Below are 22,028 nucleotides of genomic sequence, written 5' to 3' on the forward strand. Positions count from 1 at the left end.
GTGGCCCTTGGGTAAAGCTGTGCGCTCGTCCGGCACTGGACTCTTTACCTACAAGGGATGCCGATGACCCACACCCCCGAGCGCGATCCGATATCCGGCCCAAGACGCCTGGCCCGCATAGCCGTGGCCGTGGGCGTGGTGGCCGCTCTCTCCGCGACCGGGCCGATACCCCTGGCCCTCGCCACGGACGCGTCACCCGCCGCGGCCGCCGACCCCGGCGTCAAGTCCGCCCACGACAAGCTCGGTTCGGACGACGCCGACCTGCTCGCCGAGGCCAAGGCGGACGGCGACAAGAACGTCACCATGATGATCGCGACGGCTCCCGGGCAGACCGAGCAGGTCGCCGAGGAACTGGACGCCGTCAAGGGCGGCTCGGTGGGCCGCGCCTACGACAAGCTCGGCTACGTCCGCGCCACCGTCCCGACCGCCAAGGCGGACGCGGCCATCGCGGCCGCCGCGAAGCTGTCCTCGGTGCACGGCATCGACCTGCGCCAGGAGATCCAGCTCGACGACCCGACCCCGAGCGCGGACACCGCGCAGGGCGCCAGGTCCACCGGGTCGGCGGCCACTTACTCCGGCCCGAACAAGAACACCCCGGCGGAGAACCCATACAACCCGTCCTTCGAGACCGGTGCCGTCGACTTCGTGCAGGACCACCCGAAGGCGGACGGCCGGGGCGTCACCATCGGCATCCTCGACTCCGGCGTCGACCTCGGCCACCCGGCGCTGCAGAAGACCACCACCGGCGAGCGCAAGATCGTCGACTGGGTGACCGCGACCGACCCGATCCTCGACGGCGACGCGACCTGGCGCCGGATGACCAACCCGGTCAGCGGCCCGTCGTTCACCTTCGGCGGCGCGACCTGGAAGGCGCCCGAGGGCAACTACCAGGTCAACCTGTTCCGCGAGTCCGTGACGGCCGGCGGCGACGCCAAGGGCGACGCCAACCGCGACGGCGACACCACCGACGTCTGGGGCATCCTCTACGACCCGGCCGCCGGCACCGTCCGCGTCGACCTGAACAACAACTTCGACTTCACCGACGACACGCCGATGAAGCCGTACAAGGACGGCTACCAGATCGGCTACTTCGGGACCGACGACCCGTCGACCGACGTCGTCGAGCGGCAGCCGTTCGTCGTCCAGATCCGCAAGGACGTGCCGACCGACCCGTACGGCGGCGACTGGGTCGGCAAGAAGGCCGACTTCGTCAACATCGGCGTCATCGAGTCCGAGCACGGCACGCACGTCGCGGGCATCACCGCCGCGAACGGCCTGTTCGGCGGCAAGATGAGCGGCGCGGCCCCGGGCGCGAAGCTCGTCTCCTCCCGGGCCTGCACCTGGAGCGGCGGCTGCACCAACATCGCTCTCACCGAGGGCATGATCGACCTGGTCACCAACCGGGGCGTCGACATCGTCAACATGTCGATCGGCGGCCTGCCGGCGCTGAACGACGGCAACAACGCGCGCGCCGAGCTGTACACCCGGCTCATCGACACCTACGGCGTCCAGCTGGTCATCTCCGCGGGCAACTCCGGCCCCGGCGCCAACACCATCGGCGACCCCGGTCTCGCGGACAAGGTGATCTCGGTCGGCGCGGCCATCTCCAAGGAGACCTGGGCCTCGAACTACGGCTCGGCGGTGGAGAAGCGGTACGCGATGATGCCGTTCTCCTCGCGCGGCCCGCGTGAGGACGGCGGCTTCACGCCGACCCTGACCGCGCCCGGTGCGGCGATCAACTCCACCCAGACCTGGCTGCCCGGTTCCCCGGTCGCCGAGGCGGGCTACTCGCTGCCGGCCGGCTACTCGATGCTCCAGGGCACCTCGATGGCCTCCCCGCAGGCCACCGGCGCCTCCGCGCTGCTGCTGTCCGCCGCCAAGCAGAAGGGCATCGACCTGACGCCCGCCACCCTGCGCACGGCACTGACCTCGACCGCCGACCACATCCCCGGTGTGCAGGCGTACGAGGAGGGCGCGGGCCGGATCAACATCGTGGACGCGTGGGACGCCATCCGCGACGAGGCGACCGCCCACGACTACACCGTCAAGGCCCCGGTCGACACCGCGATCGACTACGCCCTGAAGACCCCGGGCTTCGGCACCGGCCTCTACGACCGCGAGGGCGGCCTCAAGGCCGGCCAGAAGAAGACGTACGACGTCACCATCACCCGTACGTCCGGCCCGGACAAGGCGCTGTGGCACGAGCTGTACTTCGCGAACAACGCCGGTGACACCTTCCGCATCGTCGGCGACGACGTCGTACGGCTGCCGCTGAACCAGCCGGTGACCGTCAAGGTCCAGGCGGCGCCGCGGTCGGCGGGTCTCAAGAGCGCGATCCTGGAGGTCGACGACCCGCGCACGGAGGGTGTGGACAAGCAGATCCTCACCACCGTCGTGGTCTCCACCCCGGTGAACTACACCTTCTCGGCGTCCGGTTCGGTGCAGCGCAACAGCACCCGCTCGTACTTCCTGACCGTGCCCGAGGGCGCGAAGTCGCTGGAGGTCGCGATCGGCGGGCTGAAGGACCAGAGCCAGACCCGGTTCATCGCCATCCACCCGTACGGCACTCCGGTCGACAACACCTCGACGCCGAACTGCTACAACAACTACCACGACGGCAACGGCTGCAAGCCCGACGTGCGCTCCTACGCCGACCCGCAGCCCGGCGTCTGGGAGGTCGAGGTCGAGGCCCGGCGCACCTCGCCGCTGCTGGACAACCCGTACAAGCTGGACGTCACCGTGCTCGGCGCGGCCTTCGACCCGGAGACCGTGACCGTGCCGGAGGCCAAGGTCGGCACCCCGGCCGGCGCCTCCTGGAAGGTGACGAACAAGTACGCCGCCCTCGACGGCAAGCTGGTCGGCGGCCCGCTCGGCTCCTCCAAGACGGCCCGCCCGTCCATCAAGGAGGGCGAGACGCAGACCACCACGGTCGACGTCCCGGCCGGCGCCAAGTCCCTGGACGTGGCCATCGGAGGCGTCTCCGACACGGCCGCCGACCTGGACCTGACCGTGTACGACGCGAGCGGCAAGCAGGTCGCGCAGTCCGCGGACGGCGACTCGGAGGAGGCGGTCTCCGTCCCGTCGCCGGCCGCCGGCACGTACACCATCAAGGTCGTGGGCTACGCGGTCCCGTCCGGTGCGACCGACTACGACTACCGGGACGTGTTCTTCTCCTCCACGCTCGGCACCGTCACGGTCGGCGACTCGGCCGCCGTCAAGCTCGGCACCGGTGACTCGGCCACGGTGAGCGGCCAGGTCACGGCCGCCGCCGAGGCCCCGGCCGGCCGCGAGTTCTTCGGCCAGGTCCAGCTGGTGAACGCGCGCGGCACGGTCGCGGGCACCGGCAGCGTGAAGATCGAGAAGGTCACGCCGTAACGGGGTGACGCGGTGCGGTGGGGGGCGGGTGTCCGTAGGGACACCCGCCCCTCACGGCTTCCCGGTCGGCTCCTCCTCCTGCGGGCAAGGGGTGGTACGGGCCTTGGGCAGCGCCTCGGTGATCCAGGCCCGGTTGACGGCCACCCGGGTGTCGCCGACGGCCCACAGTCCCGCGTTCTCCTGGCCCCGGCCGATCCCGACGAGCACGTGCTGGCCCGTGCGCGGGGCGGGCTCCGCTCCGCCGTCGAGGACGAAGGCGACCCGGTCCGAGGTGTGGGCGGGCTTGTACGAGCGCCGCACGGTCAGCACGATCCGGGTCCAGGGGTCGTCCGGCTCCCGCTCGACCTCGGCCACGGTGCCCTCGGCGACCAGCCGGTAGCAGGCCAGGACCTGCGCCGGATCCTCGGGCCGCCCGCCGTCGCCGGCGGCCTCGGCCGCGCCGGGGTCGGCCCTCTTCGCGTCGGACGCGCCCGCGCTCATCCCGGCCCCGCCGGAACCCGACGCCAGGTGGACGAGCCCGAAGACCACGCCGAAGGCCGCCGCGCCGGCGAGCGTGCCGAACGCGATCCGCCACGCCCGCCGGGGTCCGGACGGCCGTCCCGGACGCGGGGGGCGTGCGGGGCGCACGGGCCCGGCGGGACGGGTGGCGCCGCGGGTGCGCCTGCGGGGTGCCGGTGCGGTGGGCCGGGCGGGTGCCGTGGCGTCGGTGGATCCGGTGGGCTCGGTGCGCTCGATGTCGTCGGTGCGCGTGGTGCCGTCGGTGCGCGCGGTGCCGTCGGTGTGCGCGATGTCATCCGTGCCCGCGGTGCCGTCGGTGCACGCGGTGCCGTCGGTGTGTCCGGTGCCCTCGGCATGCCCAGTGCGGTCGGTGTGCGCGATGTCGTCCGTGCGCGCGGTGCAGTCAGTGTGCGCTGTGCCGTCGATGCGCCCTGTGCCGTCGGTGCACCCGGTGCTGTCGGCGCCCGCGGTGCCGTCGGTGCGCCCGGTGCCCTCGGCATGCCCAGTGCGGTCGGTGTGCGCGATGTCGTCCGTGCCCGCGGTGCAGTCAGTGTGCGCTGTGCCGTCGATGCGCACTGTGCCGTCGGTGCCCCCGGTGCTGTCGGCGCCCGCGGTGCCGTCGGTGCGCTCGGTGCTGTCGGTGTGCGTGGTGCCGTCGGTGCGCCCGGTGCCGTCGGTGTGTCCGGTGCTCTCGGCCGCCGGGGCTTTCGCGGTCCCCCGTGCCGGATCTTCTGCCGGATGCGCTGCCGGATCCGCCGCCGGATCCCCCGTCATGCGCTCCCCGGTCAGCGTCTCCGCCAGCCAGGTCAGTTGCTGCCGCAGCACCGCCACGTCGGCCTCGGCCGCGCGGTGTTCGGCGCGGAAGGCGGTGTCCCGGTGGGCGGCGGACGGCAGGGGGTCTCCGGTGATCGCGGCCATCAGGGCGTCCATGCCGTCGTACTCCCCGACTCCCTCGGTTCCCTCGACGCTCCCGATTTCCTCGGCTCCCTCGACGCCCCCGACTCCGTCGACGCCCGTGGCGCCCTCGTGTTCGGCGGTCACGTCACACCACCTCGTCCTCGTGCAGCCGGTCGCGCAGCGCGCGGACCGCCGTGTGCAGCCTGCTCTTGACCGTGCCCTCGGGGACGCCCAGCTCCTCGGCGATGGCCCGCACCGGCAGGTCGGCGAAGAAGCGCAGGACCAGGACCTGCCGCTGGGTGTCGGGCAGCTCGTCCAGCCCCTGGGCGACGGCGAGGGAGAGCACGCTGGTCTCCTCGCCGGACGGGTGCGCGGGCTCCCGCAGCGAGGCCAGCCGCTCCCCCAGCCGCTCCTGGCGCCGCTTGGCCCGGTGCCAGTCCATGGCGAGGTTGGAGGCGACCACCGCCGCCCACGCCGAGACGTCCCGGGGCGCCTCGCGCCCGCTCGCGGCCCGCTCCAGCAGCCGCAGCCGGACCTGCTGCACCCCGTCCGGCAGGTCCGCCTGCGGCACCCCGCCGAGCGCGAGCACCGCCCGCACCCGGCGTTCCTGTGCCGCGTCCAGCGGATCCTCGCTGGCACACTCCGTGCCGGCGTGCGCCCCCTGTTCGCGGCACGTCCCTCCGCGCAGCACAAGCCACCCCCTCACGCGATCGCTGCCCCTACGACGCCGGCGCGGGCCGAAACGTTCGGTGCGGGTTCCGGAATCTCGCCGTCGATCTTTTCTTCACACCTTCTCCACTGCCACCATGACCCCCATGACGCACATCACCAAAGGCGCCAACACCCCTGTCCCCGCAGCTCCGTTGCGGGTCGCCGTCTGCCGGCAGCAGGTGCCCGGGGCTCCCGCCGTGGACGCCTCCGCCCTGTTGCTCGACGCCGCGGGCAAGGTCCGTGGTGACGCCGACCTCGTCTTCTACAACCAGCCGGTCCATCCTTCCGGGGCGGTACGGCACACCGGTACGGCCGAGGGCGGCGGGGTGCTCGCCGAGTGGCTGGAAGTGGACCTGCCGCGCGTCGAGGCCGCCGTGCAGCGGGTGCTGATCGCCGGATCGTGCGACGGCGGGGTGTTCGGACAGGTGCCCGGGCTGTACGCGCAGGTGCTGACGGCGGAGGGCGCGGTGGTGGCGCACTACGCGGTGACGGACGCGACGAGCGAGACGGCGTTCGTGCTGGGCGAGTTCTACCGGCGGAACGGTCAGTGGAAGTTCCGGGCGGTGGGGCAGGGGTACGCGTCCGGGCTCGCGGGGCTGGCGACGGACTTCGGGATCACGGTGGAGGAGCCGGCACCGGCCGCCGCGGCTCCGGTGCCTCCGGTCCCGCTGCCTCCGGCTCCCGCCCCGGTGCCTCCCGCTCCGATGCCTGCTGCCCCGGCCCCGATGCCTCCGGCCCCGCCGTCTCCGGCTCCGGTGCTGAACACCGGAGTGTCGAAGGCCGCCGGGTCACCGGTCCCGACCGCTCCCCTCACGGTCTCCGACGCCGTCCCCCTCGGCACCGACTTCCCGCCCCACGTCCAGAGCGGCGTCGGCAACGGCGTGGTCTCCGTGGGCGTGCCGCTGCCGCCGGGTCCGGTGCTCGTGGAGTGCCGGGTCGAGGGCGACGACTACCTCTGCGTGGAGACCCTCGACCACCGCAACAAGAAGGACGACCTCGTCTTCAACACCGACCTGCGCGACTTCCACGGCCGCGCCCTGGTCCAGCCCCCGCGGGACCGCCCGCTGCGGCTGAACGTCGACTACCCCGGTCCCTGGACGATCAGCGTGCTCCCGTTGTCGGCGGCCCGCGCGCTCGGCACGCGGGAGCTCACGGGGCGCGGCTGCGACGTCGTCGCCTACACCGGCCCCGCGGCCGACGTGAAGGTCAGGTTCGACGGCGGCGCGGACCGCGAGGAGTGGTTCCTGATGAACTGCCACGAGGCCGCCCACCTCGACGACCTCGACGAGCACGACATGCTCGTCAACGACACCGGCCGGATCAAGCAGACCGTCCCGGTGCCCGACGGCCCGCTCCTGCTCGTCATCGAGAACGCCGAGGGCAACTGGGAGCTGACCGCCAAGCCGCTGCCCGTCCGCGATCCGTCCACGGGTCACAAGAGCGGCGTCTACCAGGGCCGGGGCGAGAAGACGGTCACGCTGCTCAACCCCCGGCCCGGGCGCCCGGCCCTGGTCCGGTACGAGTTCCCGGGCGCCAAGGCCGACTACCGCCTCCAGGTGAAGACCGTCGACGAGTACGGCGACGAGAGCGACTGGATCGAGGGCAGCGCCGAGGGGACCCAGGGCGTGACCGTCGCCTTCCGGGCGGGCCAGGCCGAGCAGACCGTACGCGTCAAGCATGCGGGCGAGTGGACGCTGCGGCTGCTCCCCGAGGAGGAGGCGCCGCTGCTCACGGGCCCGGTCGAGGGCAAGGGCTCGGCGGTCCTGCGCTACCAGGGGCCGCCCACGCTGATGACCGTACGGCGGACATCGCTCGGCAAGGACGAGACGCTGTCCGTGGTCGCCCTGAATCATCCGTACGGAAAGTGGGCGATCGTCGCCGACACCAACCGGCGCCGCCGTCCCGTCCTCGGCCCCGTGTGGGTCGATCCGGGCGGCTCCTGCTTCCTGGTCGTCAAGGCCGTCGAGGGCACGAAGTGGCGGCTCGAACCGGAACCGCTCGACGCGGCTCCCGTGCTCGGCCCGCGCACCCACGGGGGCTGGTATGGAGTCGTACGTCACACCGGGCCCGAGTGCGAGCTGGTGATCGCCGGGGCGGGCTCCCTCATCCACGTCTTCGAACTGGACGAAAACCTGTTCCCGCACCGGAAACTCACCGCTTCTTCCGGTCCGTACCGCATATCGAGTGCGTTCCTCCACGTCAGGTCGCTCAGCGAGTGGACGCTCGAGCTGCGCGACTGACCGGAATGGCTGTCCGGTCTGTGGGCAAACGATTGGACACACCGGCCGGGGTGGGACGCATGATGGAAAGGCCCCGGCCACACCGAGGGCACCCGCAAGCCAGCAGAAGGAGTCGCACGTGAGGGTCGGAATCGTCGGAGCCACCGGTCAGGTCGGCACGGTCATGCGCAGGATCCTCGTGGAGCGGAACTTCCCGGTGACGGAGCTGCGCCTGTTCGCCTCGGCCCGCTCGGCGGGGACGGTGCTGGACGGCGTGACGGTGGAGGACGCGGCGACCGCCGACTACACCGGCCTCGACATCGTGATCTTCTCCGCCGGTGGCGCGACCTCCCGGGCCCTGGCCGAGAAGGTCGCCTCGCAGGGCGCCGTGGTGATCGACAACTCCTCGGCCTGGCGCAAGGACCCCGAGGTCCCGCTGGTGGTCTCCGAGGTGAACCCGCACGCGGTCGCCGACCGGCCCAAGGGCATCATCGCCAACCCGAACTGCACCACCATGGCCGCGATGCCGGTCCTCAAGCCGCTGCACGAGGAGGCCGGCCTGGAGGCCCTGGTCGTCGCCACCTACCAGGCGGTGTCCGGCTCCGGTCTCGCGGGCGTGGCCGAGCTGCACGGCCAGGCGCAGAAGGTGGTCGCCGAGGCGGACAAGCTGACCCACGACGGCACGGCGGTCGACTTCCCCGAGCCGGGTGTCTACAAGCGCCCGATCGCCTTCAACGTGCTCCCGCTGGCGGGCTCCATCGTGGACGACGGTCTGAACGAGACCGACGAGGAGCAGAAGCTGCGCAACGAGTCCCGCAAGATCCTGGAGATCCCGGACCTGAAGGTCTCCGGCACCTGCGTGCGCGTGCCCGTCTTCTCCGGCCACTCCCTCCAGGTCAACGCCCGTTTCGCCCGTCCGATCTCCCCGGAGCGCGCGACCGAGCTGCTGGCGAAGGCCCCGGGTGTCGTCCTGACCGACATCCCCACCCCGCTCCAGGCGGCCGGCCAGGACCCGTCGTTCGTCGGGCGCATCCGCCGCGACGAGACCGTGGAGAACGGCCTGGCCCTGTTCGTCTCCAACGACAACCTCCGCAAGGGCGCCGCGCTGAACGCGGTGCAGATCGCGGAGCTGGTGGCGGCGGAGCTGTCCGCGAAGTAACACGAACACGCTGTAAAGGGGCGGTCACCTACGGGTGGCCGCCCTTCTGTCTGCGGCCCATAGGGCTTTCCCTAGGGCTGCGCCGCGCAGCCCCGGGGACGTCGCCCTGCGTGCAGGTCCCGTGGAAGGATGGCCGAACCCACACATAACGAGGAGATGACCGCGTGCCTGGCACAAACCTGACTCGCGAAGAGGCGCAGCAGCGGGCCGAGCTGCTCACCGTTGACTCGTACGAGATCGATCTCGACCTCTCCGGCGCGCAGGAGGGCGGTACCTACCGGTCCGTGACCACGGTGCGCTTCGACGTCGCCCGCGGCGGCGCCGAGACCTTCATCGACCTGGTCGCGCCGACGGTCCACGAGGTGACCCTGAACGGCGACGCGCTCGACCCCGCCGAGGTATTCGAGGACTCGCGGATCGCGCTGCCCGGGCTCCTGGAGGGCCGCAACGAACTGCGTGTCGTCGCCGACTGCGCGTACACCAACACCGGCGAGGGCCTGCACCGCTTCGTCGACCCGGTGGACGAGCAGGCGTACCTGTACACCCAGTTCGAGGTCCCGGACGCCCGCCGGGTCTTCGCCTCGTTCGAGCAGCCCGACCTGAAGGCGACCTTCCAGTTCACCGTGAAGGCCCCCGAGGGCTGGACCGTGATCTCCAACTCCCCGACGCCGGAGCCCAAGGACCACGTCTGGGTCTTCGAGCCGACGCCGCGCATCTCGTCGTACATCACGGCGCTGATCGTCGGCCCGTACCACTCCGTGCACAGCGTGTACGAGAAGGACGGGCAGAGCGTGCCGCTCGGCATCTACTGCCGTCCCTCGCTCGCCGAGTTCCTGGACTCGGACGCGATCTTCGAGGTGACCCGGCAGGGCTTCGACTGGTTCCAGGAGAAGTTCGACTACCAGTACCCGTTCCAGAAGTACGACCAGCTCTTCGTGCCCGAGTTCAACGCCGGCGCCATGGAGAACGCGGGCGCGGTGACCATCCGCGACCAGTACGTCTTCCGGTCCAAGGTGACGGACGCGGCGTACGAGGTGCGCGCCGAGACGATCCTGCACGAGCTGGCCCACATGTGGTTCGGCGACCTGGTCACCATGGAGTGGTGGAACGACCTGTGGCTGAACGAGTCGTTCGCCACCTTCACCTCCATCGCCTGCCAGGCCTCCGCGCCGGGCTCCCGCTGGCCGCACGCCTGGACCACGTTCGCGAACTCGATGAAGACGTGGGCGTACCGCCAGGACCAGCTGCCGTCCACGCACCCGATCATGGCCGAGATCCGCGACCTGGACGACGTGCTGGTCAACTTCGACGGCATCACGTACGCCAAGGGCGCGAGCGTGCTCAAGCAGCTCGTCGCGTACGTCGGCGAGGACGAGTTCTTCAAGGGCGTGCAGGCCTACTTCAAGCGGCACGCGTACGGCAACACGCGCCTGTCCGACCTGCTGGGCGCCCTGGAGGAGACCTCCGGGCGCGACCTGAAGACCTGGTCGAGGATGTGGCTGGAGACGGCCGGCATCAACGTCCTGCGGCCCGAGGTCACCACCGACGCCGACGGTGTCATCACCTCCTTCGCCGTCCGCCAGGAGGCCCCGGCCCTGCCCGCCGGCGCCAAGGGCGAGCCGGTGCTGCGCCCGCACCGCATCGCGATCGGCTTCTACGACCTCGACGAGGCGAGCGGCAAGCTGGTGCGCACCGAGCGGCTCGAGCTGGACGTCGACGGCGAGCTGACCGCCGTGCCGCAGCTGGTCGGCGACCGCCGTCCCGCGGTGATCCTGCTCAACGACGACGACCTGTCGTACGCCAAGGTCCGCCTGGACGAGGAGTCGCTGAAGGTCGTCACCGAGCACCTCGGCGACTTCAAGGCGTCGCTGCCGCGCGCCCTGTGCTGGGCGTCGGCCTGGGACATGACGCGCGACGCCGAGCTGCCGGCCCGCGACTACCTGTCCCTGGTGCTGTCCGGCATCGGCAAGGAGTCCGACATCGGCGTGGTGCAGTCGCTGCAGCGCCAGGTGAAGCTGGCGATCGACCTGTACGCGGACCCGGCCGCCCGCGAGGCGCTGCTGACCCGCTGGACCGACGCCACGCTGGCCCACCTGCGCGCGGCCGAGCCGGGCGGCGACCACCAGCTGGCCTGGGCGCGGGCGTTCGCGGCGACGGCCCGCACGCCGGAGCAGCTGGACCTGCTGGAGGCCCTGCTGGACGGCTCGCACACCGTCGAGGGCCTGGCCGTCGACACGGAGCTGCGCTGGGCGTTCGTGGAGCGGCTCGCGGCGGTCGGCCGGTTCGACGAGGCGGAGATCGCGGGCGAGTACGAGCGGGACAAGACCGCGGCCGGTGAGCGCCACGCGGCCACCGCCCGGGCCGCCCGCCCGACCCCGGAGGCCAAGGCGGAGGCGTGGGCGTCGGTCATCGACTCCGACAAGCTGCCGAACGCCGTGCAGGAGGCCGTGATCAGCGGCTTCGTGCAGACCGACCAGCGTGAGCTGATCGCGCCGTACACGGACAGGTACTTCGAGGTCGTCAAGGACATCTGGGACGCCCGTTCGCACGAGATCGCCCAGCAGATCGCGATCGGCCTGTACCCGTCGGTCCAGGTCTCCGAGGAGACCCTGGCCAAGACGGACACCTGGCTCTCCGCGGCCGAGCCGAACGCGGCCCTGCGCCGGCTCGTCTCGGAGTCCCGCGCGGGCATCGAGCGCGCGCTGAAGGCCCAGGCGGCCGACGCGGCGGCGGCCGGCGAGTAGTCCTCCGGACACCGACGAAGGGCGCCCGGCGGCAAGCCGGGCGCCCTTTCGCTTCCCACGGCCATGTCCGGATTCCGCCGGTGGTCGGCGCGCGGCCGCAGCACGCTGGCTCCATGACCGCATACACCGCACGACCGCTGACCCCCGGGGCCCTGAAGGAGCTGCGCACCTCCGACGACGCGGGCCGCCCCATGTCCCCGTTCACCGACGAGGAGGGCGGCGCACCGCTGCGCTGCTGCCTGCGCCGCAGCGAGCCCGGCGAGCGGATCGCCCTGGTCTCGTACGCGCCCCTGCGCCGCTGGGCGGCGGAGACCGGGGCCGACCCGGGTGCCTACGACGAGCAAGGGCCCGTCTTCATCCACGCCGCCGAATGCCCCGGCCCGGACACCGACGCCCTGCCCTTCACCCACGCCCACCGCACGCTCCGCCGCTACTCCGCCGAGGGCCACATCCTCGGCGGCCGCCTGGTCGAGGACCCGGCCGCCTTCGGGCCCGCCCTCGCGGAGGCCTTCGCCGACCCGGCGGTGGCGCTCGTGCATGTGCGGGCGGTGGAGTACGGGTGCTTCCTGTACGAGGTGCGGCGGCCGTAGGGCCGTAACGCCGTAGGCTCGGGGCAGGGTCCGGGCAGGTCCGGGGCAGGTCCCGGGGTCAGCTCGCCGTGGCCTTCGCGGCGTCCCGCAGGGCCTCCAGCGCCTTCGCCACGGCCGCTCCCGCCTCCGCGCCCCTGCGCACCGCCGCCACCACGTGCCGCACCGGCCGGTCCGCGGACAGCTCGCGCATGACCACCCCGTCCCGGCGGCCCGCCGCCATCCTCGGCACCAGGGCCACGCCCATGCCCGCCTCCACCATGGCCAGGATCGCGGTCCAGCCGGAGGCCGAGTGGCCCTGGTGGGGGCTGAAACCGGCGGCCTCGCAGGCGCGGCGGGTGATGTCGGACCAGGGGCCGCTGCCGCCGAAGATCCACGGCTCGGCGGCGAGGTCGGTGAGGGCCAGACCGGGCGCGGCGGCGAGCGGGTGGTCCGGGGGCAGGGCGATGTCCAGAGGGTCGGACAGGAGAGGCAGGCGGGTGAAGCGGGGGTCGGCGGCGCTCGGGGCCTCGGCCGCGAGGGAGAGGGCGAGGTCGACGTCCCCGGCTGCCAGCAGTTCGTAGGCCTCGGCGGCCTCCGCCTCCCGGACGCGTACGGTCACGCCCGGGTGCGTCGCCCGCAGGGAACGGACGGCCGGTACGACGAGGGCGGGCACCGCCGTGGAGAAGGCACCGATCCGTACCTCGCCGATCTCACCCTGGGCGTAGGCCGTCAACTCCGCGTCGGCTCGCTCCAGTTGCTCGAACACCGCCTCCGCGTGCCGCAGCGCCAGCCGGGCCGCGTCGGTGAGCCGCACCCGGCGGCCCCGGGCCTCCAGCAGGGGGACGCCGAGCTGCCGGGAGAGGTTGGTGAGCTGCTGGGAGACCGCGGAGGGGGTCATGTGCAGGGCCTCGGCCGTCGCGGTGACGGTGCCCCGCTCGCGCAGGGTGCGCAGGATCCGCAGCTTCCTCAGGTCCCACTCGGCCATGGCCGCACGCTACACGCCGGCCGACGTACCCGGCCGAGCCGAGCGCATCCACCTAGGACGAGTTGAGTATCCGTGCTCACGTGCGGGTCGCCCCGGAGCCGCGAGTATCGGTGCAGCGGCGCCGTCGAGAGCGCCGGCACCATCCATCCGAGGCAGTTACGGAGAACCCGTCATGTCCCGACGTATCACCCTGTCCCTGGCCGCCGGTGTCGTCGTCCTGGGAGGCGCCGGGGCCTTCGCCCTCGCCTACGCCGGGGACCAGCCGCCCGCCCTCGCGCACAGCACCGCCCACTACACCGCCCCGGACGGCGGCCGGGACGGCTCGCTCACGTTCACCACCGAGGTCACGGCGTCCTCCGGCGTCAAGAGCGTGAAGGTTCTGCCCTGGCCGGCGAACTCCTCCCTGGCCAAGAAGGAGCTGACCGTCAAGGACATGACCCAGGTGGAGTCGGCCACCTGCAAGCCCGTCGGCGAGGACACCGTGCGCTGCACCTACACGACTCCAGTGACCGGCGCCGACGTCACCTCGTCCCCGCGCGGTGCCTGGCAGGTCGCCGTGCTCGCCACCGCGAAGGACGGCACCACCACCCTGGACAAGAAGGCGGCGGGCTTCACCGTCGGCTGAACAGGCTGAACAGATCGCGGCAGCGGCGCCGGCCGCTGCCCGCGCCCAGCATGACGCCGCCCAGGATCAGGGCCATGCACAGGAGTTGACGCGGTCCGGTGGCCTCGCCGAGCAGCGCCCAGGACAGCAGGGCCACGCACACGGGCTGGAGGTAGTAGACGGCGCCCGCGCGGGCCGCGCCGATCAGGGCGATGGACTTGTTCCAGGCGAAGAAGGCGACCGCCGAGGAGGCCACGCCGACGTACAGCAGGGGCAGCAGGGTGCCGGGCGTCGGCCGGAAGCCGCCCTGGACGGCGAGGCTGACGGCCTGGACGGGCAGCAGCAGGACGGTGCCGACGAGGAACGTGGTGAACAGGAAGGCGGTGCCGCCGAGTTCGGCGGGGCGGCGGCGGAGCAGGGCGCTGTAGCCGGCGAAGCAGCAGGACGCGGCGAGCATCCACAGGTCGCCCGCGCCGAAGCCCGCCCCGCCGCCCATGAGCAGGACGACGCCCGCGCAGGCCGTCAGCAGTCCGGTCGTCCGGCGCGCTCCGAGCCGTACCCCGCCCAGCCGCTCGAACAGCGCCATCAGCACCGGCGAGGCGGCCATGATCGTGCCCATGCTGGCGGCCGGGGTGGTCAGCCCGGCCTGGTTGACGAGGGTGTTGTAGACGGCCACGCCGAGCAGGGAGGCGAGGAGGACGTAGCCCGCGTGCCGGCGGAACAGCGCCCGCTGCCGCCAGGCCCGCCGGGCGCCGAAGGGGGCGACAGCGACGAGGGCGATCACCCAGCGCCAGAAGGCGTGCTGGACGGGCGGGACGCTGTCGTGCAGCGCGCGGGACGTCACGAAGCTGCCGGACCAGACGACCGTGGCGAGCGCGGCACAGGCGAGCCCGAGGACGGGGGCCGTCCTCGGGCTCGTACCGGTGATGGTCTTTCCAGTGGTCTTCCTGGTGATCCCCCTCGTGAGCTTCATGGTGGTCTTCTGGTGGGCTGGCGCCACGGAGGTCCTTTCTGCGGGTCGGTCGGCGTGGATCTACCGTCGCAGCGCCTGACCTGTCACGTCCATCGAAACCTCCTTGGCATTCTTTTCAGTGAAACTGAACGATCGCGGGGACTTCGCGGTTGCCCCGCCGAGCTGCCCGGCGATCGTCGCGCCGAACGCCAGCGCCATGCCCGCCAGCTGGACCGGCGCGAGCGCCTGGCCGAGCGCCGCCCAGCCCACGACCGCGGCGGTCAGCGGGGAGAGCGGGCCGAGGAAGGTGACCTGAGTGGCGGTCAGACGGCCGATGCCGCGGAACCAGAGCCAGTACGACACCGCGGTGTTGCCCAGCGCGAGGTAGAGGTAGCCGCCGATCGCCGGGGCGTCCAGGGCGGGCGGGGCGCCCTCGACGAGCAGGGCGAGCGGGGCGATGAGCAGGCCGCCCGCGGTCAGTTGCCAGCCGGTCAGGGCGAGCGGGCCGACCCCCTCGGGCCGGCCCCACTTCTTGGTGAGGACCGTGCCGGTGGACATCGACGCGGTGGAGGCGACGGCCGCCAGCACACCGATCGGGTCCATCGCCCCGGCGGCCTTCAGCACGACCAGGCTGACACCGAACGCGGCCGCGATCCCGGCGAGCACCGAGCGGACGGAGGCCCGCTGTCCGAGCAGGACCGCCGAGAGCCCGACCACGAACAGCGGGCCCACCGAGCCGACGACCGCGGCCATGCCGCCCGGCAGCCGGTACGCGGCCAGGAACAGCAGCGGGAAGAACGCGCCGATGTTCAGCGCGCCCAGCACGGCCGCCTTCCCCCACCAGGCGCCGCGCGGCAGTACGCGGGTCAGGGCGAGCAGCAGCAGTCCGGCGGGCAGGGCGCGCATCAGGCCCGTGAACAGCGGCCGGTCCGGCGGCAGGAACTCGGTGGTGACGGCGTAGGTCGTGCCCCAGGAGACGGGGGCCAGGGCGGTGACGGCGATGAGGGCGGCGCGACTGGTGGCCATGAGAGGCACCCTTCCGGAGAAACCGAGTAGGCCGGGTGGGCCGAATACTCGAGTGGTCGAGTAGGTCAGCAGTAATTAGCTTAGCGCTAAGCTACTTATCGTCAAGCCACTTACTTGCGGGCGACCGGAACCGGGGCGGATACTCTGCGCATGCAACAGCGCAAGGACCCCGTCGACGCGATCATCGACCAGTGGGCGCGGGTGCGGCCCGACCTCGACACCCGGGCCATGGAGGTCTTCGGCCGGATCCACCGGCTCTCGCGCGCGATCGGCGACCGCATGGAGAAGGCCTACGAGCCCTACGGCATCTCCCGCGGCGAGTTCGACGTCCTGGCCACGCTGCGCCGCTCCGGCGAGCCGTACACCCTCTCGCCCCGTGAGCTGTCCGCGACCCTCATGCTCACCACCGGCGGGATGACCGGCCGCCTGGACAAGCTGGAGCGGGCCGGGCTGCTGCGCCGCTCCCCCGACCCGCACGACCGGCGCGGCCTGCGCGTCACGCTCACGGACGCGGGGCTGCGGCTGATCGACGAGGCGGTCGGCGCGGGCCTGGCGCAGCAGCAGGACGCGCTGTCCGCCCTCGACGACGAACAGGCCGGCCAGCTGGCCGACCTGTTGCGGAACCTGCTGCGCGCGACGGCCAAGTAGCCGCCCCGGGAAGGTCTCAGCCCCGAGGGCCAGATGCCGGGTCAGGGCCTCCTCGACCGCGGCCGGGCCGGCGGAGTCGGCCGCCCAGGCCACGTATCCGCGGGCGCCGGTGAGGCGGTGGGCACCCCGGGGCGCTGGGTAAGTGGTAGCCGATGCCGGTGATCTGGGCGGCGGTCTTGCGGCGGGCGGGGCGAGTGTCAACATTTGTTGGCCTACGCTTGTTGGCATGACCTCAAGCGCCAGCAACAGCACACGCGGCAGCGGCCGCGCCCCCGCGCGCCGCTCCGAAGCCACCCGTACCGCGATCCTCGCCGCCGCCCGCGAGCGCTTCGCCGCCGACGGCTACGAGCGGGCCACCATCCGGGCCATCGCCAAGGACGCGCGCATCGACCCCTCCATGGTGATGCGCTACTTCGGCAGCAAGGAGGGACTGTTCGCCGCGGCCGTCACGCTCGATCTGCGCCTGCCCGACCTGACACAGGTGCCACGGGACGAGGTGGGCCGGGCGCTGGTGACCCACTTTCTGCGGCTGTGGGAGGAGAACGAGGAGCTGACGGCCATGCTCCGGGTCGGCGTCACGGATCAGACCGCGGCCGAGCGGCTGCAGGGTGTGTTCCGGGACCAGTTGATGCCGGTGGCCCGGCAGGCGTGTCCGGACCCCGAGCAGGTTCCGGCGCGGGCGGGGCTGTGTGCCGCGCAGGTCCTCGGGGTGGCGCTCACCCGTTACGTGCTGCGGCTGCCGCCGGTGGTGGCGCTGCACCACGAGGAGGTGGTGGCGTGGGTGGGCCCGACCATCCAGCGGTATCTGACCGCGCCGAGCCCCTGACGACTGCCCCTGACGCCCCTGAAATACGCCGAGGGCGCCGTCCTCACCCGGCGTACGGCGACATCACGCACGTACGCACGGGAGGACTGGCGCCCTCGGCGGAACGATCTGGCGATCCGGCCCGGTGATCCGACCCGGTGATCCCGTCCAGCGACCGGCCCGGCGATCCGGTTCAGCGATCCGGTCGGTCCGGTCAGGCCTTGGACGGGGTGCTGCCCTTCGTGACCCGGGTCTTGGACTTGTCCAGCAGCATGACCAGGCCGGCGATCACCACGAACAGCGCGACCGGGAGCAGCACGTACAGACCCACGGTCTCGATGACGCTGAGACCTTGGCCAGGGTCGTCGCCGTCGTCGCGGGTCAGCGCGAGCGCGGGGGACGACATGAGCAGCATCATCAGCGTCGTACCGGCGGCCAGGGCGCCGGCGCGCAGGGCGTTCTTCTTGTCCACGGTCTCAAGTTAGCGAATCACCCGGAAGGGCGCGCGTCCGGGGTCCCGTACAAGCGCGCTCGCCCCCGCCGCCTGGCACTCACGACCCCGCTCCCTCCCGGAGAACACCCAGTAATGCCCGCAATCTGGGCGATGCGGTCAGTTCCTCCAGAGTCACCGGCCGGCCCTCCGCGTCGGCGATCGGCAGCCGCCAGTTCGGGTACTGGTCCCACGTGCCCGGCAGGTTCTGCGGGCGGCGGTCGCCGATGCCGTCGGGGAGCCAGACGCCGATCAGGCGGGCCGGGGTGCGCAGCAGGTAGCGGTGGACGGCCTGGATCTCCGCCTCCTCGTCGGAGCCGAGGGGCCCGGCCGCCGGGCCGTCGAGCAGGCCGAGGCTGGCGAGCAGGGCGAGCCACTCCGCCGTGTCCGCGCCGGCCTCCGCGCGTTCCACGGCGGCGGAGCGGGTCAGCAGGCCGAGCCGGTCGCGGAGGTCCACGTGTTCGCCGGTGAGGCGGGCGGCGGTGGGCGGCAGGTCGTGGGTGGTGGCGGTGGCCAGGCAGTCGGCGCGCCAGCGTTCGGGCGGCAGCGGGCGGCCGTCGCCCTCCCAGTCCCGTTCGAACCACAGCACGGAGGTGCCGAGCACCCCGTGCCGTTGCAGCGTCTCGCGCACGCCGGGCTCGACGGTGCCCAGGTCCTCGCCGATGACGACGGCCCCGGCACGGGAGGCCTCCAGGGCGAGGAGGGCGAGCATGGCGTCGGCGTCGTAGCGGACGTAGGTGCCCTCGGTGGGCGGGCTGCCCTGGGGGACCCACCAGAGCCGGAACAGGCCCATGACGTGGTCGATGCGCAGGGCGCCGGTGTAGCGGAAGAGGGCGCGCAGGAGCCGGCGGTAGGGCGCGTGGCCGGAGGCGGCGAGGCGGTCGGGGCGCCAGGGCGGCAGCCCCCAGTCCTGGCCGCGGGCGTTGAAGGCGTCGGGCGGGGCGCCCACCGACATGCCGGCGGCGAAGTGGTCCTGCTGCGCCCAGGCGTCGGCGCCCCCGGGGTGCACGCCGACGGCGAGGTCGTGCACGATCCCGACGGCCATCCCGGCCTCCCGGGCGGCCCGCTGGGCGGCGCGGAGCTGGCCGTCGGTGAGCCAGGCGAGGCGGGCGTGGAAGTCGACGCGGTCGGCCAGCTCGGCGCGGGCGCGGGCGGTGCCGGCGGAGCGCGGGTCACGCAGCGGCTCGGGCCAGGCGTACCAGTCGGGGCCGTACGTCTCGGCGAGGGCGTACCAGGTGGCGTGGTCCTCCAGGGCCTGCCCCTCGGCGGCGCGGAAGGCGTCGTACGCGGCCTGCCGGCCCGGCCCGAGCGGGACCTGGACGACCAGCTCCAGAGCCTCCCGCTTCAGCTGCCACACGGCGTTCCGGTCGATGAGGGCGCCCTTGTCGAGGACGTCGGCGCGCAGCCGTTCGGCGCGCTCCAGCAGGGCGCGGACCCGGCCCTGGTCCGTGACGTACGCGAACTCGGGGATGTCCTCGATCCGCAGGTGCACGGGGTCCGGGAAGCGGCGGGAGGAGGGCCGGTACGGGGACGGGTCGGTCGGGGCTCCCGGTACGGCCGCGTGCAACGGGTTGACCTGCACGAACCCGGCTCCGGCGGTGCGTGCGGCCCAGCCGGCCAGCTCGGCGAGGTCGCCGAGGTCGCCCATGCCCCACGAGCGGCGGGAGAGCAGCGAGTACAGCTGGACGAGGAGGCCGTAGGAGCGGGTGGCGGGGGCGGGCAGCCGGTCCGGCGCGACGACGAGGTGGGTGTGCCCGGTGCGGCCGTCGGGAGCGGTGGCGGTGACCCGGTGCACACCGGCGGGCAGCCCCTCGATCCCGTCCCGCTCCTCCCCCGCCTCGGTCTCGACGCGCAGGCGGGTACCGGGCGGCAGCGCGGCGAAGGCGTCGGGCGGGGCGAGAGCGTGGGGCGGGGCGTGGGTGTCGGAGGCGGCGAGGGCGGCGAGAACGCGGGGCGCGCCATGGGCGTCGGATGCGGCGAGAGCGTCGGACGCGGGCAGAGCGTCGGGGTCGCCGGGGGAACGGCCCGCCCGGCCGGCCCAGCGGACCACGGTGGGCGGGAGCAGTCGTTCGCGCAGTTCGCGTTCCCGCTCGGCGAGTGCGGCGCGTACGGCGTCGGGGGTGCCCGCGTCGACGCCGAGGGCGGCCAGGGCGGCGACCACGGCGGAGGCGGGGACCGCGACCGTGCGGTCCGGGGAGGGGCTGTAGGAGGTGGCGACTCCGTGCAGCTCGGCGAGCCGGGACAGCTCCTCGTCGTCGGGCGCCGCGGCCGTGTCGTCCTGCGCCGCGGCCATCTACAGCCCCGGGCCGAAGCAGCTGGGCACGGGGTCGGACTCGCTGGTCAGCGGGGCGGCGTCGGCGAGGGGCGGTTCACTGGTCAGGGGCTCGGCGTCGGGCAGAGGCGGTTCGCTGGTCAGCGGTGCCTCCGCGCAGGCGCTCTCCGCGCTGAACGCGCACAGAGGCGCCTCGTCGGTCTCGGCGGACGGATCCGCCACGGGTTTCCACTGGGCCGGGACGGAGAGATGAGCCGGTGCGGCCACGGGGGCCTCCTTGTCGAGTACGGCTTCTGATGGATTACCGCAGGCCTACCCCGAGACGGCGGCGACACTCCCGGGACCGGCGGAGCACGGATGCGCGAGCCACCGTGAACCGGCGCCGGCCACCTGATCGATAAACCGGTTGTGAGACTGTTCCGCCCCATGGGGGGCCACCGGGAGAAGGACGGCGCGGCCGGGGACGCGGCCCTGCTGCGGGCCGTCGCGACGGGGGATCCGGCGGCACTGGCCGACCTCTACGACCGGCACGCGGGCTGGCTGCACGCGCGACTGACGCGCCGCTGCCCCGATCCGGAGGTCGTGCGGGAGGTGCTGCAGGACACCTTCGTGACCGTGTGGCGGTCGGCGGCCGGCCACCGCGGGCAGGAGGCCGGCGGCTGGCTGTGGACGATCGCGGCACGCCGGCTGGTCGATGCGCGACGAGCGCAGGAGCGGGCCGCGCGGCTGGCGGGGCCGCCGCTGGAGACGGAGCCCGTCGGCCGGTACGACACCGGCGCCGCGCCCTCCGCCGAGGACCGGGTGCTGGACGGCCTGGAGTACGGCGATGTCGGCACCGCCCTCGACCGGATCTCCCCCGAGCTGCGCGAGGTGCTGCGCGCGACCGTCGTCGACGGGCTGAGCACGCGTGAGGCGGCCCGGCTGCTCGGCATACCCGAGGGCACGGTCAAGTCCCGCGCCCGCCGCGCCCGCGCCGAACTGCGGTCCGCGCTCGCCCAGTTGAACCCGACCCCGGCGGGAGGCCCGGCATGAGGAACGGCAACGCACACATCTGGCACGCCTCCGACGACCTCGTGGCCCGCTATGCCGAAGGTTCCCTGCCGGAACCGGACGCGTGGTCCCTGGAGAAACACCTGGAGGACTGCGCGGACTGCGCGGCCCGTGCCTCCGCCGCCGTACGGGGGACGGCGGCGGGGGTGGTGCTGGCGGAGGTCCGGGAGGCGGTGCTCGGGACGGCGCTGGGGGCGGCTCCGGTACGGAAGGCGGCGCCCGGTTCGGCCCCGGCACGGGAGACTGCGCCCCGCAAGCCTTCCATGCGGCGGCGCTTGCGCGCTACGGCCCCCGCCCCGGCGCTCCCCCAGCACCCACAACTCCCCCAACTCACCCGCCTCGCCCGGCTCCTGTGGGCCGCCGGGCCCGCCGTGCGCGGGGCGTGGCTGCCCGCCGTGCTCGTCGTGGCCGTGGGCGCGATGGTGCTGGGGCACGCGGGCGGGTTTCCCGGTGCGCGGGCGCTGCTGCTGACGATCGCGCCCGTCGTGCCCGTCGCCGGGGTGGCCCTGTCGTACGGGCCGCACGCCGACCCGCTGTACGAGGTCGCCGCGGCCACCCCGGGCGGCGGGCTGCGGCTGGCGCTCACCCGGACGGCGGCCGTCCTCGGGGTGAGCCTGCCGCTGCTGACCCTCGCCGGAGCGCTGCTGCCCGCCTCGGGCGCCCCCGCGGCCGCGGCCTGGCTGCTGCCGGGGCTGGCGTTGACGCTGGGCTCGCTGGCCCTGGCTTCCTTCGTCGGCTGCCGGACGGCGGCCGGCGTCACGGCGGGGGGCTGGCTGTGCGCCGTCCTCGCGCCGGTGCCCGCCGCGCCGGGCGGCGAGGGCACCGCACGGCTGGCCGAGCAGCTCTCCCGCTGCCTCGACGGGACCGGCGCCCAGGGCATCTGGGCGGCCGCGGCCGTCCTGGGCGCCGTACTGCTGGCGGCCCGCCGCCCGGCGTACGACGAGTTGCTCCGCCGCTGACCCGAGGTCCGGGCACCCACTCCCCTGAACTCCCCCTTCCGAACCCCCTGAACTCCCCTCGCCCC

At 73.3% G+C, this 22,028-nt stretch carries 18 protein-coding genes; 10 read left to right on the forward strand and 8 right to left on the reverse strand.

The genetic code is table 11. The features are described 5' to 3' along the window. Nucleotides 1–63 precede the first annotated feature (63 nt). Nucleotides 64–3,375, forward strand: coding sequence for a S8 family serine peptidase (locus ABZ865_RS40280; protein ID WP_361241935.1), 3,312 nt, complete (start codon nt 64–66; stop codon nt 3,373–3,375). A gap of 51 nt (nt 3,376–3,426) precedes the next feature. Here the strand turns inward: ABZ865_RS40280 and ABZ865_RS40285 are convergent, their stop codons facing one another. Both ABZ865_RS40285 and ABZ865_RS40290 read right to left on the reverse strand, forming a co-directional pair. Next, nucleotides 3,427–4,914, reverse strand: a complete 1,488-nt coding sequence (locus tag ABZ865_RS40285) for a hypothetical protein (RefSeq protein ID WP_361241938.1) — start codon at nt 4,912–4,914, stop codon at nt 3,427–3,429. A 1-nt stretch (nt 4,915) separates the two neighbouring features. Continuing rightward, the gene (locus tag ABZ865_RS40290) at nt 4,916–5,461 is read right to left on the reverse strand and encodes a sigma-70 family RNA polymerase sigma factor (RefSeq protein ID WP_361242092.1); all 546 of its coding nucleotides are present in this window, start codon (nt 5,459–5,461) and stop codon (nt 4,916–4,918) included. Between the two features lie 124 nt (nt 5,462–5,585). Here ABZ865_RS40290 and ABZ865_RS40295 point away from each other — a divergent pair, with 124 nt between their 5' ends. The 4 genes from ABZ865_RS40295 (at nt 5,586) to ABZ865_RS40310 (ending at nt 12,193) form a co-directional block, all read left to right on the forward strand. Further along, nucleotides 5,586–7,721: a TerD family protein gene (locus tag ABZ865_RS40295; protein ID WP_361241941.1), complete on the forward strand. Its 2,136-nt coding sequence runs from the start codon at nt 5,586–5,588 to the stop codon at nt 7,719–7,721. A gap of 118 nt (nt 7,722–7,839) precedes the next feature. After that, the gene (locus ABZ865_RS40300) at nt 7,840–8,859 is read left to right on the forward strand and encodes an aspartate-semialdehyde dehydrogenase (RefSeq protein ID WP_361241944.1); all 1,020 of its coding nucleotides are present in this window, start codon (nt 7,840–7,842) and stop codon (nt 8,857–8,859) included. Nucleotides 8,860–9,023: 164 nt separating this feature from the next. Further along, nucleotides 9,024–11,603 carry an aminopeptidase N gene (gene pepN / locus ABZ865_RS40305; protein ID WP_361241947.1) on the forward strand — a complete coding sequence of 860 codons (2,580 nt, stop codon included), beginning with the start codon at nt 9,024–9,026 and terminating at the stop codon, nt 11,601–11,603. Nucleotides 11,604–11,716: 113 nt separating this feature from the next. Beyond that, the gene (locus ABZ865_RS40310) at nt 11,717–12,193 is read left to right on the forward strand and encodes a DUF1203 domain-containing protein (protein ID WP_361241950.1); all 477 of its coding nucleotides are present in this window, start codon (nt 11,717–11,719) and stop codon (nt 12,191–12,193) included. Between the two features lie 58 nt (nt 12,194–12,251). Here the strand turns inward: ABZ865_RS40310 and ABZ865_RS40315 are convergent, their stop codons facing one another. Continuing rightward, complete coding sequence (locus tag ABZ865_RS40315) at nt 12,252–13,157, reverse strand: LysR family transcriptional regulator (protein WP_361241952.1); 906 nt, start codon at nt 13,155–13,157, stop codon at nt 12,252–12,254. A gap of 172 nt (nt 13,158–13,329) precedes the next feature. On the opposite strand from ABZ865_RS40315, the gene ABZ865_RS40320 reads away from it, so the two are divergent. Next, nucleotides 13,330–13,782: a DUF5707 domain-containing protein gene (locus ABZ865_RS40320; RefSeq protein WP_361241955.1), complete on the forward strand. Its 453-nt coding sequence runs from the start codon at nt 13,330–13,332 to the stop codon at nt 13,780–13,782. Here the strand turns inward: ABZ865_RS40320 and ABZ865_RS40325 are convergent. Both ABZ865_RS40325 and ABZ865_RS40330 read right to left on the reverse strand, forming a co-directional pair. After that, entirely contained in the window at nt 13,769–14,734 is a 966-nt protein-coding gene (locus ABZ865_RS40325) for a DMT family transporter (protein WP_361241958.1), read from the reverse strand. The genes ABZ865_RS40320 and ABZ865_RS40325 overlap by 14 nt on opposite strands. 60 nt (nt 14,735–14,794) lie before the next feature. Next, nucleotides 14,795–15,739, reverse strand: a complete 945-nt coding sequence (locus ABZ865_RS40330) for an EamA family transporter (RefSeq protein ID WP_361241961.1) — start codon at nt 15,737–15,739, stop codon at nt 14,795–14,797. Between the two features lie 150 nt (nt 15,740–15,889). Here ABZ865_RS40330 and ABZ865_RS40335 point away from each other — a divergent pair, with 150 nt between their 5' ends. After that, nucleotides 15,890–16,387, forward strand: a complete 498-nt coding sequence (locus tag ABZ865_RS40335; protein WP_361241964.1) for a MarR family transcriptional regulator — start codon at nt 15,890–15,892, stop codon at nt 16,385–16,387. Between the two features lie 226 nt (nt 16,388–16,613). Continuing rightward, nucleotides 16,614–17,213, forward strand: coding sequence for a TetR family transcriptional regulator (locus ABZ865_RS40340; RefSeq protein ID WP_361241967.1), 600 nt, complete (start codon nt 16,614–16,616; stop codon nt 17,211–17,213). A gap of 193 nt (nt 17,214–17,406) precedes the next feature. Here the strand turns inward: ABZ865_RS40340 and ABZ865_RS40345 are convergent, their stop codons facing one another. The 3 genes from ABZ865_RS40345 to ABZ865_RS40355 all read right to left on the reverse strand — a co-directional run bounded on the left by ABZ865_RS40345 (nt 17,407) and on the right by ABZ865_RS40355 (nt 20,221). Further along, the gene (locus ABZ865_RS40345; protein WP_361241970.1) at nt 17,407–17,664 is read right to left on the reverse strand and encodes a hypothetical protein; all 258 of its coding nucleotides are present in this window, start codon (nt 17,662–17,664) and stop codon (nt 17,407–17,409) included. Between the two features lie 79 nt (nt 17,665–17,743). After that, nucleotides 17,744–19,975 carry a 4-alpha-glucanotransferase gene (gene malQ, locus ABZ865_RS40350; RefSeq protein WP_361241973.1) on the reverse strand — a complete coding sequence of 744 codons (2,232 nt, stop codon included), beginning with the start codon at nt 19,973–19,975 and terminating at the stop codon, nt 17,744–17,746. Next, nucleotides 19,976–20,221 carry a hypothetical protein gene (locus tag ABZ865_RS40355; protein ID WP_361241976.1) on the reverse strand — a complete coding sequence of 82 codons (246 nt, stop codon included), beginning with the start codon at nt 20,219–20,221 and terminating at the stop codon, nt 19,976–19,978. Nucleotides 20,222–20,380: 159 nt separating this feature from the next. On the opposite strand from ABZ865_RS40355, the gene ABZ865_RS40360 reads away from it, so the two are divergent. Together ABZ865_RS40360 and ABZ865_RS40365 are read left to right on the forward strand one after the other, a co-directional pair. Continuing rightward, nucleotides 20,381–20,986 carry an RNA polymerase sigma factor gene (locus ABZ865_RS40360; protein WP_361241979.1) on the forward strand — a complete coding sequence of 202 codons (606 nt, stop codon included), beginning with the start codon at nt 20,381–20,383 and terminating at the stop codon, nt 20,984–20,986. Next, entirely contained in the window at nt 20,983–21,963 is a 981-nt protein-coding gene (locus ABZ865_RS40365; protein ID WP_361241982.1) for a zf-HC2 domain-containing protein, read from the forward strand. The genes ABZ865_RS40360 and ABZ865_RS40365 overlap by 4 nt, the downstream gene beginning before the upstream one ends. Nucleotides 21,964–22,028 lie beyond the last annotated feature (65 nt).

The sequence above is a fragment of the Streptomyces sp. NPDC047085 genome (assembly GCF_040643735.1).
Classification (GTDB): domain Bacteria; phylum Actinomycetota; class Actinomycetes; order Streptomycetales; family Streptomycetaceae; genus Streptomyces.